This is a genomic window from Oceanobacillus chungangensis (genome assembly GCF_003369565.1).
In the GTDB taxonomy this organism is placed as follows: domain Bacteria; phylum Bacillota; class Bacilli; order Bacillales; family Amphibacillaceae; genus Oceanobacillus; species Oceanobacillus chungangensis.
This window is the reverse complement of sequence record NZ_PIOD01000005.1, coordinates 178,533-193,361: the sequence shown is the minus strand read 5'-3', so window position 1 is coordinate 193,361 and position 14,829 is coordinate 178,533. Positions and strand designations below refer to the sequence as shown.

Annotated in this window: 15 protein-coding genes; all 15 read right to left on the bottom strand. The window is 38.5% G+C overall.

Annotated elements, in window-relative coordinates; all coding sequences use genetic code 11:
- Positions 1 to 21: 21 nt before the first annotated feature.
- The 15 genes from atpB to spoIIR all read right to left on the bottom strand — a co-directional run bounded on the left by atpB (position 22) and on the right by spoIIR (position 14,602).
- The gene (atpB, locus tag CWR45_RS04765; RefSeq protein WP_115748659.1) at positions 22 to 744 is read right to left on the bottom strand and encodes a F0F1 ATP synthase subunit A; all 723 of its coding nucleotides are present in this window, start codon (positions 742 to 744) and stop codon (positions 22 to 24) included.
- A gap of 60 nt (positions 745 to 804) precedes the next feature.
- Entirely contained in the window at positions 805 to 1,200 is a 396-nt protein-coding gene (locus CWR45_RS04760) for an ATP synthase subunit I (protein WP_425453594.1), read from the bottom strand.
- Positions 1,201 to 1,874: 674 nt separating this feature from the next.
- Positions 1,875 to 4,058, bottom strand: a complete 2,184-nt coding sequence (locus CWR45_RS04755) for a S8 family serine peptidase (RefSeq protein ID WP_115748658.1) — start codon at positions 4,056 to 4,058, stop codon at positions 1,875 to 1,877.
- 116 nt (positions 4,059 to 4,174) lie between these two features.
- Positions 4,175 to 4,330, bottom strand: coding sequence for a hypothetical protein (locus CWR45_RS19725; RefSeq protein ID WP_170138791.1), 156 nt, complete (start codon positions 4,328 to 4,330; stop codon positions 4,175 to 4,177).
- Between the two features lie 113 nt (positions 4,331 to 4,443).
- Positions 4,444 to 5,559 (bottom strand): non-hydrolyzing UDP-N-acetylglucosamine 2-epimerase, encoded by a 1,116-nt coding sequence (gene wecB / locus CWR45_RS04750; RefSeq protein ID WP_115748657.1) that lies wholly within the window; start codon positions 5,557 to 5,559, stop codon positions 4,444 to 4,446.
- A gap of 98 nt (positions 5,560 to 5,657) precedes the next feature.
- A complete protein-coding gene (upp, locus tag CWR45_RS04745) occupies positions 5,658 to 6,287 on the bottom strand; it encodes a uracil phosphoribosyltransferase (RefSeq protein WP_115748656.1) in 630 nt (209 codons plus the stop codon).
- Between the two features lie 253 nt (positions 6,288 to 6,540).
- A complete protein-coding gene (locus CWR45_RS04740) occupies positions 6,541 to 7,785 on the bottom strand; it encodes a serine hydroxymethyltransferase (protein WP_115748655.1) in 1,245 nt (414 codons plus the stop codon).
- A gap of 121 nt (positions 7,786 to 7,906) precedes the next feature.
- Entirely contained in the window at positions 7,907 to 8,476 is a 570-nt protein-coding gene (locus tag CWR45_RS04735) for a TIGR01440 family protein (protein ID WP_115748654.1), read from the bottom strand.
- Between the two features lie 63 nt (positions 8,477 to 8,539).
- The gene (gene rpiB / locus CWR45_RS04730; protein WP_115748653.1) at positions 8,540 to 8,977 is read right to left on the bottom strand and encodes a ribose 5-phosphate isomerase B; all 438 of its coding nucleotides are present in this window, start codon (positions 8,975 to 8,977) and stop codon (positions 8,540 to 8,542) included.
- A 54-nt stretch (positions 8,978 to 9,031) separates the two neighbouring features.
- On the bottom strand, positions 9,032 to 10,324 hold the full coding sequence (locus tag CWR45_RS04725) for a methyl-accepting chemotaxis protein (protein ID WP_115748652.1): 1,293 nt from the start codon (positions 10,322 to 10,324) through the stop codon (positions 9,032 to 9,034).
- A gap of 19 nt (positions 10,325 to 10,343) precedes the next feature.
- Complete coding sequence (locus CWR45_RS04720; RefSeq protein ID WP_115748651.1) at positions 10,344 to 10,943, bottom strand: low molecular weight protein arginine phosphatase; 600 nt, start codon at positions 10,941 to 10,943, stop codon at positions 10,344 to 10,346.
- 128 nt (positions 10,944 to 11,071) lie between these two features.
- Positions 11,072 to 11,626, bottom strand: a complete 555-nt coding sequence (locus CWR45_RS04715; RefSeq protein WP_115748650.1) for a manganese efflux pump MntP — start codon at positions 11,624 to 11,626, stop codon at positions 11,072 to 11,074.
- 114 nt (positions 11,627 to 11,740) lie between these two features.
- A complete protein-coding gene (locus tag CWR45_RS04710; RefSeq protein ID WP_115748649.1) occupies positions 11,741 to 12,769 on the bottom strand; it encodes an L-threonylcarbamoyladenylate synthase in 1,029 nt (342 codons plus the stop codon).
- Between the two features lie 524 nt (positions 12,770 to 13,293).
- Entirely contained in the window at positions 13,294 to 13,695 is a 402-nt protein-coding gene (locus CWR45_RS04705) for a GNAT family N-acetyltransferase (protein ID WP_115748648.1), read from the bottom strand.
- A 286-nt stretch (positions 13,696 to 13,981) separates the two neighbouring features.
- The gene (gene spoIIR, locus CWR45_RS04700) at positions 13,982 to 14,602 is read right to left on the bottom strand and encodes a stage II sporulation protein R (protein ID WP_115748647.1); all 621 of its coding nucleotides are present in this window, start codon (positions 14,600 to 14,602) and stop codon (positions 13,982 to 13,984) included.
- Positions 14,603 to 14,829: the final 227 nt, after the last annotated feature.

Below are 14,829 nucleotides of genomic sequence, written 5' to 3'. Positions count from 1 at the left end.
AAACCTTTATATATGTTTTTATTAATGGTCTTTGCTCACTTTATGAGACATGTACACCATTGTTAACATCGTAAATACAAATGCCTGAATCCCACCGATAAACAAGCTGAATCCTTGCCATGCCAGCATTGGAAGTGCTGCGCCAAAGAATCCAAATATACTAGATGTTGCAAGACCTACGAGGAGACTCAAAAGAATTTCCCCCGCATAAATATTCCCAAATAATCGAAGACCCAATGTTAATGTGTTGGTAAATTCTTCAATTATTTTGAAAGGTAACATCAATGGAACTGGACTGACAAATGTTTTAAAATAGTTCTTTGCTCCATTGACCTTAATACCGTAAAAATGTGTTAACATGACAACCATCGCTGATAAAGTTAATGTAAGTGTTGCATCAGCGGTTGGTGATTTCCACCATAAATCATGGCCAACGACTCCGACTGTGATAACTCCTACAATGTTACTAACAAATATGTAGAACATCAATGTTAATCCAAGAGGCAAGAATACTTTCCCCGTCTTCCAATCCATCGTATCGCCGATGATTCCTTTTACGAATTCAACTATCCATTCCATAAAATTCTGCATTCCTGTTGGCTTCATTTGTAACTTTCTGCTTGCCCATGTACATAAAACAAAAATAATTAAAGAAACAATAGCCATCATGAATACGTTGGATAGGTTGAAATCAAGCCATGAAATTCCTAGCACATCTTCAACTATTGGAGATGTATGATCCAATTTTTCTCACCCCTTTACACAAGTATTCTTTAGAACTCACTCCCACTTTTCTTGTCAGCACTAGTTACCTGATTGATTGCTTCTGCCCATAGTCATGCGCAACAGAATATCTAGTCCCATTATTATGTAGGAAGAGACAATCCCGATAACTACTGCAATGAAATGAAAGTTCTCTTCAAAGCGAAGGGCAATTAGAACAGTTAGTGCAACTGCAGCAAGCCTGGAGAAGGTGCCTAGACCTCCACGTACTGACCTGTTTTCTGCAACTGCTTCCCCTAACGCTTTCGTTTTGTGCTGCAATAACCATAAATTATAAAAACTTACGATACTACCCAATAGCAGACCTTGGAAAATGCGAGAATAGGGTGTAAAAGCAGCACCAAGAACTAGAATTGCAAGAAGATAGAGCATCCACTTTCGTTGCCTTGTTACGATACTTCTATATTCGTACATCATTCACTCTACTCTCCTATATTCAGAACTTAGACGGTGGTTCTAAGTTCATTGGAAAACTTGGTTGTTACAAGTCATTATGTAACAGCCATCATTACTTATGCAATGAGAAGTTTTTATACTTTCTCATATGCTGATAAAATCTGCTGTTTCTCGTTTTGATTAGTAAGCATTCTTTTTTATCACTAGTAAAAATAGCACTATAGATATATCCACTTCAAGAGCAAGAGAATAATACAACGTATGGAGATGAAAAAATTGTAAAACTGACCCCTAAACTTATGTATAATAACTACTTTCTTATTATTACAATCGTCTGAAATTTCATATGAAAACCTTATCATCTCACACTAAATTAGTTTACATTAGCATACCCTTATTGTCAATGGATAATGGGGGTTAAATCCTATTAATTTAACTTCCAATTTTCGTTAATTACCCATTTTTCTTTTTATACAATTGTACATATTTAATTGGGAGTCTCTCTATGATTTTTTTACTATCTTCTTACATTTTCCCTTGGTTTGATAGCCATCACTGCCTTATCGTTTTTAAACACAATAATCAGTCAGTAAATAGTGCTCGCGTCGTTATTTACTGACTGATTAGCTTTTCAATCAATCTCAACGAGTATTTTTTGTCTAAAATGTGACATTTTATAGACTTACCTTTTTGTGTTATTCAATAGTTAATGGTACTTCATGACTTTCATAACTACCATCTTCTAATACCGTAGTAATGATTGCCACATAATGGCCAGGTTTCCCGATGTCGCCCTTCTTGATTTCTCCCGTATTCATCCCTATTTGTAAGTTATCCACTTCTAACAAACTTCGATTAAATAGCAGGGTATCTGGCGTGTATAAATCAACCTCTATGCGCTCAACCTGTTCTGTTAGGTACAAATTGTATTGATAAGAATCCTCAGAAAATGGTTTTAATGAAAACTCGAAGCCCATTGCTTTCGGATTGTCGGCAGTTTGATTAATGAATAAATAAGGCAGCAAGTACACATCATCGTCTTGATTTAATGTTAACCACCCTTGATGAATCCCTTCAGCCAATTGAGGGGTTGTGATTTTCAACTCAATTGGAATGGTTTTTGATTCATGTTTATTTACCGTAAAACGCTGCGGTAATTTCCATGTTAATCCTTTGCCCTTTTTCGGGATATCAAAGGTATATGCTTGTTGTTCATTTGTCGTATTTTCAATTTCAATCTCGAGTGTTTTTGATTCGTAATAGCCCTCGATTTTTCCAAAAGCTAATTGCGAATGATGAATGATTAGTGGTGTGTTTATTGCGTCAAGTGGTCTTATGCTGCCCATCCCTTGTTCAATTGGATCAAGTAACTTTCCTTCTTTAGTAATAGGTATGGCGGTCGTTCGGATTGCGTCAAATATTTGCCCGACGGTCCAGTTTGGGTGCGCTTCTTTTATTAATGCAATTACCCCAGTAACATGTGGCGCTGCCATACTTGTCCCTTGAAGTGCTTGGTAGCCTCCTGGAACTGTACTCAATATGTTAGTGCCTGGTGCAAGTATATCTGGTTTAATATCCCAGTTAATCGTAACGGGTCCACGAGAGCTGAAAGGGGCAATCGTGCTTTCTGTTTCTTTATATACGGTCTCATAGTAGTGATTCTTTCCTTCTAACTGCTGCATCAACCATTCACCGTCTCTTTTCGATATTGCAGCAACCGGAATAGTAATCGCTCCCTCTCTACTTTCAATTGAACCTTGAAAGACCTCATCTTTATTATTATAAATTATTGCCGCAACAGCTCCCTTTTCTTCTGCACTCTTTGCGATTTGAAAAAAGGGTATTTTTCCCCGCTTAAAGACTGCGATTTTACCACGTATTTCCGCAGTCTCCAGCTGACCATCGACAATTGGATATGACTTCTCAAGATTCCAGGGTTTGGATTCGATCATTTCTGTTAGGGGAATTTCCTTATTTGAAATTGTTTCAAAAAGAAAGGGTAACTGCTGCGGGTTTGCTAATGCACCGACAGATAGAGCTCTCTCGGCAGTGGCTGGCGCACCAACTGTCCAGTTATTTGGCCCACTATTACCATTGGCAATGACGACCGGTATCCCGAGCTCAACTGCTCTATTTACAGCAGTACTCGTTGGATAATCTGGACCATTAACAGAATTACCGAGCGATAGGTTAATAACGTCCACCCCATCCTTAACCGCCTGTTCCATTGCCGCAATAACTTGGACAGAGGTACCTGCACCACCTGGACCTAATGCACGGTACGCATAAATCTCTGCCTCTGGCGCTACTCCCTTAAGACTCCCGTTAGCAGCAATAATCCCTGCAACGTGAGAGCCGTGCAGTGTTGGGATGCCTTCGCTCGGATTTGTTTCCATTGGATCGGTATCAAGGTCAACTAAATCGTATCCTGATTGATAATTGTTTCGTAAGTCAGCGTGATTATAGTCGATGCCTGTATCAATAACACCAACCTTTACTCCCTTCCCTGTATACGCTGTCGTATTTAAATCGGAAGGGCGAACAAGGTTTTTTAACGATTCATTAGGACTTCGGAGTATTTCAGGCTCCTGCGTTGTATAAGTTTGCACTGGATGGATTTCTTTAATAAAGGTCAAAGATTCCATTCTAGCTAATTTATCTGCTGTTCCTTTTAATGCAAGTCCTTGAAATAATTTTTCATACGTTGCAATCACTTGTACATATGGATGATACTGTTCGATGTAATCCTTATGTTCTTCCGGGTCACCTTCTACTTCGATGATTATCGACTCTAGGGGCCTGGATGCCAGAGATGAAACAGGAAAATAAATGAAGATTATTGCAAGACATACTGTGAGTAAAAAGATGAGTTTGCGCATAATGCATTTGCCCCTTTTTACTGCTTAGTTTTCGGTAGTGCGGAGAAAATATACACCTTATTTTAGTAGAATAATCGAGTCGGTTTATCGATAGAGCCCGGGAAGAAAAACACTCTTCAATTTTCTGTTTTGACATTTGAATCTTGTTGCTGCATTTCGTAATAATGATAATGGGCAGAAACTCCTAGACCTCCTTCATTTATCATGTTAGCTATTCTTTCATCGTATTCAATCGAATCATAATCGATTTCTTTCACTTGATTTGTTGACATCATATCTCCCCCTCTTGCTTTTACTATTACCATATTCAACTGCTAGATGGATGATGTGTAAGTAAAAGAATGCAAAAGAGCTGTTACCCCTCGGATAACAGCTTCTCCTGCAATTATTTATTAAAATACTCGGTAATCGCATCCGCAATTCTTCGCGATGCTTCACCATCACCGTATGGATTCGACGCTTTTGCCATTTTATCATGTGCCGCTTTGTCTGAAAGTAGTTCATTTGCAACATTGAAGATTGTTTCCTCGTCAGTTCCAACTAATTTCAGTGTTCCAGCTTCAATTCCTTCTGGTCGTTCCGTAGTATCACGAAGTACAAGCACCGGAACTCCTAGGGATGGAGCTTCTTCTTGAACACCACCAGAATCCGTTAAAATTAAGTACGCATGTGCAGCAAAATTATGGAAATCAACCACATCTAATGGATCGATTAATTGAATACGATCATCATTTCCTAAAATTTCATTTGCTGTTTCTTGGACAACTGGATTTAAGTGGACAGGATAGACAACTTGAATGTCATCATGTGTTTCCACCAGTCGTTTAATCGCACGAAACATTTGCTGCATATTGCTGCCGAGATTTTCACGGCGATGTGCAGTCATTAATACGAGTCGCTTATCACCAAGCTCATCAATTATTGGGCTTGAATAATCTTTATTAACCGTCGTTTTCAGCGCATCAATTGCCGTATTACCAGTAACATAAATGCGGTCTGCTGGTTTATTTTCATCTAACAGATTTTGTTTTGATTTCTCTGTTGGCGAAAAGTGTAAGTCAGCCATAACACCTGTAAGCTGGCGATTCATTTCTTCAGGAAACGGAGAGTATTTATTCCACGTCCTAAGCCCTGCCTCAACATGACCAACTGCGATTTGATTATAATACGCTGCCAGTGAGCCTGCGAAAGTTGTACTCGTATCACCATGCACAAGCACGATATCTGGTTGAACCTTTTTCATTACTTCATCAAGACCCTCTAAAGCGCGAGTCGTTATTTGAGCTAATGTTTGTTGCTTCTTCATAATATTTAAGTCATAATCGGGTGTGATACCAAAGATATCAAGTACTTGGTCAAGCATTTCCCGATGCTGTGCTGTTACCGTAACAATTGACTCAAATTCATCTGATCGTTTGTTTAATTCTAAAACAAGTGGCGCCATTTTAATCGCTTCTGGTCTTGTTCCAAAGATAGTCATTACCTTAATACGTTTCGCCATTATAATTTCTCACTCCAAGTTCCTCATTAGTGGAGCCCTTCGCAAAAATACTCCTCAAGCTTTCGATAAAATTTGAGAAGTAACAGGCACCCTATAGCTTATTTTGTTCCGAACAAACGGTCTCCAGCGTCTCCTAGTCCTGGAACGATATAACCTTCTTCATTAAGTTTCTCGTCCATTGCTGCTAAATAGATATCAACATCTGGATGTTCTTTCTTAATTACTTCCACACCTTCTGGAGCAGCAACTAGACACATGAGACGAATATGTTGTGCACCGCGCTTCTTAAGTGAATGGATTGCATCATTTGCAGAACCACCAGTAGCGAGCATAGGATCGATAACAATTAATTCACGTTCAGAAATATCAGATGGTAATTTAATATAATACTCCACTGGTTTTAAAGTTTCTGGATCACGATACAGACCAACATGTCCAACTTTTGCAGCTGGAATTAGCTTACGTACGCCATCAACCATGCCAAGCCCTGCACGTAAAATTGGAACTAAGCCAATCTTCTTACCTGCTAAAACCTTTGTATTTGTACTTGTTACTGGAGTATCGATTACTGCCTCTTTTACTGGTAAATCTCTCGTAATCTCAAATGCCATTAACATCGCTACTTCGTCTACTAGTTCACGAAATTCTTTGGTTCCTGTGTTTTTATCTCTAATAAACGTTAATTTATGCTGAATTAACGGATGATCTAATACAAAAACGTTTCCCATTCACCGTTCACTCCTTTAAATTATTATATCCTTAAAAGTGTACTGAAAAAAAGAGTAGCTTTCAAGTAGTATGGGAAAAATGTCGAAAAGAATTTTTATAAGGGACATCCCAGTGGAAATGTCCCTTAGTTTTTTAAGCTACGAAGGATAAAATTCCTCTTACCAATTCTCTCACCGAAAGGGCACCCCAGCTCCAGCGCCCGCACTGCCAGTGAGACTTCCATAACTTCCTTACGCGCTTGAGTCTTTGATCTTATGCTAATTGTCCGTATAAAACAAATTTACTTGTCAATGCTCGTACACGTTTCTTAGCTTCACTTTGGATTGTCTCATCTTCAGTGTTTTTCAGTGAAAGGGCAATAATAGATGCAATCTCCTTCATCTCTTCCTCGCCAAATCCTCGTGTTGTTACAGCCGCTGTTCCAATTCGAATGCCACTTGTAATAAACGGACTTTCCGTGTCGAATGGGATTGTATTTTTATTTGTTGTAATGCCGATATCATCCAATACCTTCTCTGCTACCTTACCTGTTAATCCTAATGTTGTTACGTCAACAAGCAATAGGTGATTATCCGTTCCACCCGAAACAATTCTTAATCCCTCTTCAGTTAAAGCATCACTTAGCATCTTCGCATTATCTATAATATTTTTTGCGTATGTCTTGAATTCCGGTGATAACACTTCTTTAAACGCTACTGCCTTTGCTGCAATGATATGCATCAATGGACCACCTTGTATTCCCGGGAATACAGATTTATCAATTTGCTTTGCGTATTTTTCTTTACATAGAATGATTCCACCACGAGGGCCTCTTAATGTTTTATGTGTAGTCGTTGTAACAAAATCTGCATACTCCACTGGGTTTTGATGGTAGCCAGCCGCTACTAGTCCAGCGATATGTGCCATGTCTACCATGAAGAGCGCATCAACCTCATCTGCAATTTCCTTTAATTTAGCAAAATCAATTGCCCGAGAGTATGCAGATGCACCTGCAACAATTAGTTTTGGCTTCACTTCTTTTGCCTTTTCTAATACAACATTATAATCAATCTGTTCTGTTTCTTTATCTACACCATAATCTACAAAGTTATATTGTTTTCCACTGAAGTTTACTGGACTTCCATGAGTCAAGTGTCCACCGTGATTTAGGTTCATACCTAAAACCGTATCGCCTTGCTCTAAAACCGTAAAATAAACCGCCATATTTGCTTGTGCACCTGAATGTGGTTGGACGTTTACATGTTCTGCACCAAATATTTGCTTCGCACGGTCCCTAGCTAAGTTCTCTACAATATCGACATGATCACAACCGCCATAATATCTTCTTCCAGGATACCCTTCCGCATACTTATTCGTCAGTACAGATCCCATCGCTTCCATAACAGCTTCAGAAACAAAGTTTTCCGACGCGATTAATTCAATGTTATCCTGTTGACGTTTTTTTTCTGCTTGGATTGCTTCAAATATTTCTGGATCTGAGTGCTTGACATATTCCATTTGAATTCCCCCTTGTAGATAATAGAATAACTATAGATTCATTGTAGCGTTTTCCACTTTAAATTGAAACTCAAATGACAGATTATTCAAAGAAATACTTATAAACAATGAAAACACATTATTATTTGCAGTCTTCTCTCGTATTATCGTAGTTCGCTCGTTTTCCACCTATTAATTTCGGTCTACTATATGCCCCGGTAATTCTCGCTTCCCCAATAGTCCTCTGCGCAAAGCGTAATGGTACTGCAACATGCTTTATATGCATTCCAATCATTGTTTCCCCGATATCAATTCCAGCATTAGCTTGAATATGTTCAACAACAACAGGATCCTTCATTTGTTTATATGCGAAAGATGCCATAGAGCCACCTGCTGATGGTACTGGAACGGCGGATACTTCCTCAAGGCGATAGTGCTGCATTGTTTCTCTCTCTACGACGAGAGCACGATTTAAATGTTCACAACATTGGAATGCAAGCTGAACATTTGTTGTCTGTTTAAGCTTTTGCATCGCAGCAAAGATACGAATTGCCACTTCTTCACTACCTGAGGTCCCAATATGCTTACCTATAACTTCACTTGTTGAACAGCCAATAACAAACACTTCACCATCATGCAGATAGTTGCTCTCTAGCCATTCATTAATTACTTCTTCAAGATCTTGCTGTACTTTTTGATTTAAATCATCCATTATTTACACCCCACCATGTTTAAATGACCAAGTCACAATTACAGACTTGGTCATTCATTCTTATTATCCTTCGTAGTTCGTAATTTTTTCAAGTCGATTTGCATGGCGACCAGCTTCGAATTCCGTTTCTAGCCATGTTTTTGCAATTTCTCTTGCTAATCCGGGTCCAATTACACGCTCACCCATCGTAATGATATTTGTATTATTGTGCTGCCGAGTTAACTTTGCACTATAGATATCATGTACAACCGTTGCTCGGATTCCATTCACTTTATTGGCAGCGATTGACATGCCGATACCAGTTCCACAAATAAAAATGCCACGATCAAATTCACCCTTCGCCACACGTTCCGCAGCTGGCAGAGCGTAATCAGGATAATCGACAGAGGTTTCACAGCTACAGCCAGTATCCTCATATTCAATGCCCATTTCTTCCAATAAATCCCTTAATTCATTTCTTAATGTCATCCCTGCATGGTCTCCAGTAAGAATTACTTTCATGTTTCTTCCTCCTCTTTTGCTGTAAATTAAATACTGTACATTTCCAAAGTCACATTAACTCATGGTAAATTTATTGATTTGTTGATTTAGTTTCTCTGCTTGTTTTTCAATTTCTAATGCTAATTCATCAACTTGTTCAATTGTTGAAATTTGCTCCTGAATCGAGGCATTTACTTCTTCCGCACCTGCAGAAGTTTCTTCAGCAATCGCTGCAACTTCTTGAGACTGCCTTACTGTATCTTGGATTGATTCTATTTGCTGATTCACTAACATCGTAATACTGTCGATTTCTGTTGCAACATCGATTACAGATCCTGACATTTTTTCAAAGGCAAGATTTGTTTCCTTACCATTTTCAGATTCATTCCTTGCGTATACAACGTTTTCGTTAATTTTCACAACGACACGTTTGACATCTTCTTGAATCGATTTTATTAAATCACCAATTCGTTGCACAGCCTGTGCACTCTGATCCGCTAATTTACGAATTTCTTCAGCTACAACAGCGAATCCTCTACCATGCTCACCAGCTCTTGCAGCTTCAATTGACGCATTTAATGCAAGCAGATTCGTTTGCTCTGCAATCTCTCCGACCATCGTAATAATGGATTCGACCTGCAATGTATTTTGTTTCAAGTGTTCCACATCTTGTAGGGAATGCTCTTGTTCTTCAGCTAATTTCTGAATGCCCTCGACTAATTGACTAACTACTTGTCTACTTGTGTTTAATGTATCTAGCATTTGTGTGGACTTATCCTTTGATTGTCCAGCTTTCTCTTGAACTTTGATTGCAAGTCCAGTTGCCACTTCCACCGCTTCTGCAGTATGTTGGATAGCTTCTGATGAACTTTCTGCACCACGGGAAATTTCATCAATGGACGTACCAATAACATGAGAATGTTGTGTTGCTTTATGTGAAGCCGCCTTCATCTTAATCGCAGCTTCATTTGTACTGGAAAAATGATTATCAATATTATGTACTATCGTATTCAGATTTTTTAACATCATATCAAAAGCAATTGTCAACGCTCTAATTTCATCTTCAGACTTCGGTATATCCACAACTTGATTCAAATTACCCTTCGCTGCATCTGATGCCACTTTTTCTAGCTTCGTTAGCGGCTTTGTAATTACACTTGAAGCAAAATAAGAAAGTATTCCCGACCAAATAATACCTAAAACTAAGACAATGACTGTATACCACTCAAAAGGGATATTCACAAATTCCTGGATATACTCAAAAATTAAGTAAAGAAAAAGTGCGCTTGTACCATATGTAATAATCGCTAATATTGTAGTAAAACAAACTAGCTTTAACCGTAAACTAAAACGATAGCCATCCTTCATCTTTAAACCTCCATACTACTTATATTTTCTTTATAAGCAACTCAATATACGCATCCAACTCCTTGAAAGTTTCTTCATAAGTTACTAGATTTCCACCAAAGGGGTCCGGTATATCATAATTAATAAGAGTAGATTCAAGCCTGCGAATATGCCCAATATCTTCTCCCAAATGGTCCTCAAGTAAATCGTCCAACTGAACATAATTGTATTTCAATTGATTCTCTTGAATAAATAAAGAACGTTTTTCCTCTAAGTCGGCATAGGATTTTTTCAGCTCCTGCCACACTCTCTTATCCGCTTCAGAAATGAATTCTTTTAGCGTATAATATTTTTCTTGAAAATTGGGGAAATCGATAATCAATGATTGTTTATGCCGTGTTGTCATCGTTAAGACAACATCCGCCCAGTCTAACAACCGTTCTGTCACAGGCTGTGATTGATGACTAATTTCGATCCCGTGTCGCTCTAATATCTGGATTGTATTGGGATTCGCTTGTTGATTTTCACCTGCAAAAATCCCAGCAGATTGTACTTCAGCTCCGGGCATTCTATCCTTCAGAATCGCCTCTGCCATTGGGCTTCGACATGTATTTCCCGTGCAAACAAATAGTATTTTCATAACGAGCCTCCAAAGGAAATTTATACATTAAATATACCATATTACCTAGATGAAAGACAGATATAATTGCGCGAGATGAGGAGTGATGAGAGGCGTTAAAGCGTTGTTAATAGGGGTATCAAAGGTATTTAACCAAACAGTAGCATTAGACCGAAGCCGAATAAAATACTGCCACCTAAGATTTCGCTATATCTTCCTAAAAAACCATGGACCTTTCTTCCTAGAATCATGCCTATCCAGCAGAGAATCGTACTCGATGCGCCAAATAAAATTAGGACTAAAAACGTTTTTGCTCCTGATAAACCAAGACTTAGCCCAATTGAAAAACTATCCAAACTAACCGTAAAAGCAACAATAATAAGCCCAAACCCATATGGCTGGATTAGTTTCTTCGCTTGGTGATTAAAGGCAGAAAAAATCATCTGTGCACCAATAGCCACTAATAAAAGGCTTGCCGCTATAGTGGTCATATCCCCAATTTGTCCCGAGATTACTTTTCCTAATAGGATGCCGATAAAGGGCATCAAAATATGAAAAATACCAATAGTAAAACCAATAAGCGCAACTCTTTTTAGGCGCAATTCTTGCATCCCCATAGCTAGACTCAAAGAAAATGCATCCATCCCCAATGCAATGGCCATAAATATCAATGCGATAAGTTCTCGAATAAAATACTCTGACATAGATTTTCCCCCTAGGACATGCTTATTTACTATATGCATGTCCTAGGGGAAATATGAAAGATAGGTTATTGCCAGTTATTTCGTTTTTAACAGTATTCGTCACTCGTTTAAAGATTAGTTCACTAAATACTTAGATGCAGCTTTCTTCAAACGATTCATTACCGCTTGGCCGATTCCAAACTCTTGGAATGCTTCGCAGACGATTAGATCGACATCACTTGATTTGTATTTGCGTAATGCATCATATAAGTGTGTTGCAATATCATTGATATTATCCCCAAGGATAAAAATTTCTTCCGTGTGCAATAGTTTCGCAGTACCAGCGCTTGCTAAAACGGCTATACGAGCTCCATTCCTCTGCTCCCTTTCAATCACTTGCTGTATTTCTAGTGCTGTTCCTTGAACAAGCCATAATGGAACTTCTGGCGAATAATGCCTGTATTTCATTCCAGGTGCTTTCGGACGTTCCGTAGAACTGACTAAAGCGGGATCGACATTAACGTCGCCAACTACTGCCTGAAGCTGCTCCACGGTAATACCACCTGGTCTGAGGATTGTCGGAATTGCTTCAGTGCAATCAATAACCGTTGATTCGACACCAACACCTGTTGCTCCACCATCAAGAATTCCTGCTATTTTTCCTTGCAAGTCTTCAAAAACATGGTAAGCTGTTGTTGGACTCGGTTTTCCTGAAATATTCGCGCTAGGCGCAGCAATCGGGATATCACATTTTCTTAGTAAAGCTTGTGCAACGGGATGATCAGGAATTCGTACTCCAATTGTTGGTAAGCCTGCTGTAACATTTGCCGCACATGTTCCATTGCTCGGTAATACGTAGGTGATCGGTCCAGGTGAAAATGTATCAATTAATGTTTTTACGTAAGGCGGGATGTTATCCACAAGCTTTATTAACTGTTCCATTGTCGCAACATGGGCAATTAGTGGATTATCCTGTGGACGACCTTTAGCCTCAAAGATTTTTGAAACTGCCTCTGGATTAGTCGCATCTGCACCAAGTCCATATACTGTTTCTGTAGGAAATGCTACTGTCTGCCCTTGTTTCAATAATGCTGCAGCTTGATTTATTGCTTGACTATTATATTTTCCATCATCTTGTATGTTCCATTTTAATGTGTCTACCATCTTCGTTCCCTCTTTTCTCATTACTATTTTAGAGGATAACAGTGATTTACGCAAAATGTGGATAACTAGAACAATAAGGAAGCACCCGCTTAGCACTGTGTGGAAGTTCAGCGTGCGACATGATGTAGCATTTAATATGAACTTTCTTTCGAATCGATAATGGCTTTTCACCACAAGAATACGTGCGCTAAGCCCCATATATAACCAATCGGTAAGTCTTATTTCATACTGAAGTGAGGAAAATTTGCTTGCAGTACGGGTGTTGGAACTCGACGCAGTATCTTCAGGTACAGAAATCGAAAAAGCAGATATTTTATCCTTTCCCATTCCATGAAATGAAAAAAATCCTCTGAATGGTTATCCACAGGATTTTTCCTATCATAAAAGGGAATTTTTAAAGAAGATGATTATTATGCACAAAATCAGTGACATACTCACAGTTTTTTCACAAGTTATCAACATGCACCTGTTGATAATGTGCATAAGTTAACGTTTTCAGTAGTTCAACATTTCAGTGTTCTTTATTAAGAAACGTGATACGACCACCAATTCCCCTTGGTAATTGGGTGGTTATCCACAAATGACGTATTGTTTTGTCGATTGAATTGCAGTGCATCTAACAAAATATCCACTACTGGTTGATGACTGTGTACATAAACACTTTTCGCACGTTTTTCTTTTGCCATTACTAAGATTGCTTCAAGAAGGAATGGTAATTTATTCGCTGCTGATTTTGTAATATAAAGCTGTTTTAACCAATAAACATCAGGCTCCACTAAATCTAACGCAAAGCAGCCTTCAATCTCAGAATCACCTTCAACAACATAACCTGATTTTAATAATGTCTCACTATCTAAGCTATCGTTCTGCTCGAAAAACATCACCAACTTCGTTTCATCTGCTTGAAGTGCCGGAATAATATTCATCTTACACACCTCTCTTCATATTGTTATTAGAATGATAGATACTTCCTTTTTTCTTTGGCTCTAATAAATAGTTGCTTATCAAGTGATAAGCATAAAATAAGTAGTTGAGATAAACTATAGACTAAGGATCTTCAGCCGTTGCAGTTGCTATTCCCACAGGACAAGGAAAGCTTCGGCAGCATTACATCTTCGTTAGAAAATCGCACTTTCGCACTTTATATAAATAACCGCAAACAATAAGAATTTTGCTTCACCTTTCTACCATCTTATGCAAATACTAGAGAAACTATGACCAACCAAACCATTCAAATAGGAAGAATTTCACTTCTGGCTCCTCTTCTTCCGTTACTTCTTCAATTTCCTCTTCTTGCTCTAAACTCTCTGCATCTGCTGCTGATGCGACATTAGCGCCAAATGAGAAATCAAGAAAGCACAGTGGCGGGAATAATACACACCACCAATTGGCACCATTTCCCTCACCTATTGTGATTAATATTGCCTCATATTCACCTGCAGGATATAAATAAGTTCCATATAATTTCGTTGGAAAGGCTACGTTTTCACCGTATTCAACTGTAAATTCATTTTCGGTTCCTTCTTCTTTAATTACATTTGCGACAATTTCATTTATTTCCGGTAGCTTGAATTCGATTAAAGCTCGGGCCTTATCAATGTCTGTCATATCCTTTACCCAATCGCTAATTTCCCGATTCACTCGGTCTCGCACATGTCGTTTGACCTCTTGATCACGCTCATTATCACTATTTGCTAAGATTCGAAGTCGAATTGCTTCGTCTGGAATCTGTTGATATTCATATTCTAAAGTTGTATCTTGACTCACACCTTTTGTAGGAAACATTGTAAATATTAAGATAAAAATAAATGCAAAAAATACTAGTTTCTTCATCGTTTATTCCCCTTTCCTCTGATAGTTTCAGTATGGACAGTGAAAATCGATTCTAAACTAGTATTCTAGTAATTTTATTTTTTGCTTATTTTCACGATATAAGTGCAATGTTGATTTCCGCTGCAGACAGTCGCTTTTCGCGGACAAGTCTGAAACTCCAGCGAAAGAAAAACCACTTCCAATGGAATCTCAGCCTTTGTTTTCGCAGGAGTCTTCTGGCATACACT

What these genes read in the sequence shown, in the direction of transcription:
- CWR45_RS04705 (WP_115748648.1), bottom strand. Translation starts at nt 13,695, where the DNA reads ATGAATATTATTCCGGCACTTCAAGCAGATGAAACGAAGTTGGTGATG.
- CWR45_RS04710 (WP_115748649.1), bottom strand. Translation starts at nt 12,769, where the DNA reads ATGGTAGACACATTAAAATGGAACATACAAGATGATGGAAAATATAAT.
- CWR45_RS04740 (WP_115748655.1), bottom strand. Translation starts at nt 7,785, where the DNA reads ATGGAATATGTCAAGCACTCAGATCCAGAAATATTTGAAGCAATCCAA.
- CWR45_RS19725 (WP_170138791.1), bottom strand. Translation starts at nt 4,330, where the DNA reads ATGTCAACAAATCAAGTGAAAGAAATCGATTATGATTCGATTGAATAC.
- CWR45_RS04725 (WP_115748652.1), bottom strand. Translation starts at nt 10,324, where the DNA reads ATGAAGGATGGCTATCGTTTTAGTTTACGGTTAAAGCTAGTTTGTTTT.
- upp (WP_115748656.1), bottom strand. Translation starts at nt 6,287, where the DNA reads ATGGGAAACGTTTTTGTATTAGATCATCCGTTAATTCAGCATAAATTA.
- CWR45_RS04760 (WP_425453594.1), bottom strand. Translation starts at nt 1,200, where the DNA reads ATGATGTACGAATATAGAAGTATCGTAACAAGGCAACGAAAGTGGATG.
- rpiB (WP_115748653.1), bottom strand. Translation starts at nt 8,977, where the DNA reads ATGAAAGTAATTCTTACTGGAGACCATGCAGGGATGACATTAAGAAAT.
- CWR45_RS04715 (WP_115748650.1), bottom strand. Translation starts at nt 11,626, where the DNA reads ATGTCAGAGTATTTTATTCGAGAACTTATCGCATTGATATTTATGGCC.
- spoIIR (WP_115748647.1), bottom strand. Translation starts at nt 14,602, where the DNA reads ATGAAGAAACTAGTATTTTTTGCATTTATTTTTATCTTAATATTTACA.
- wecB (WP_115748657.1), bottom strand. Translation starts at nt 5,559, where the DNA reads ATGGCGAAACGTATTAAGGTAATGACTATCTTTGGAACAAGACCAGAA.
- CWR45_RS04755 (WP_115748658.1), bottom strand. Translation starts at nt 4,058, where the DNA reads ATGCGCAAACTCATCTTTTTACTCACAGTATGTCTTGCAATAATCTTC.
- CWR45_RS04720 (WP_115748651.1), bottom strand. Translation starts at nt 10,943, where the DNA reads ATGAAAATACTATTTGTTTGCACGGGAAATACATGTCGAAGCCCAATG.
- CWR45_RS04735 (WP_115748654.1), bottom strand. Translation starts at nt 8,476, where the DNA reads ATGGATGATTTAAATCAAAAAGTACAGCAAGATCTTGAAGAAGTAATT.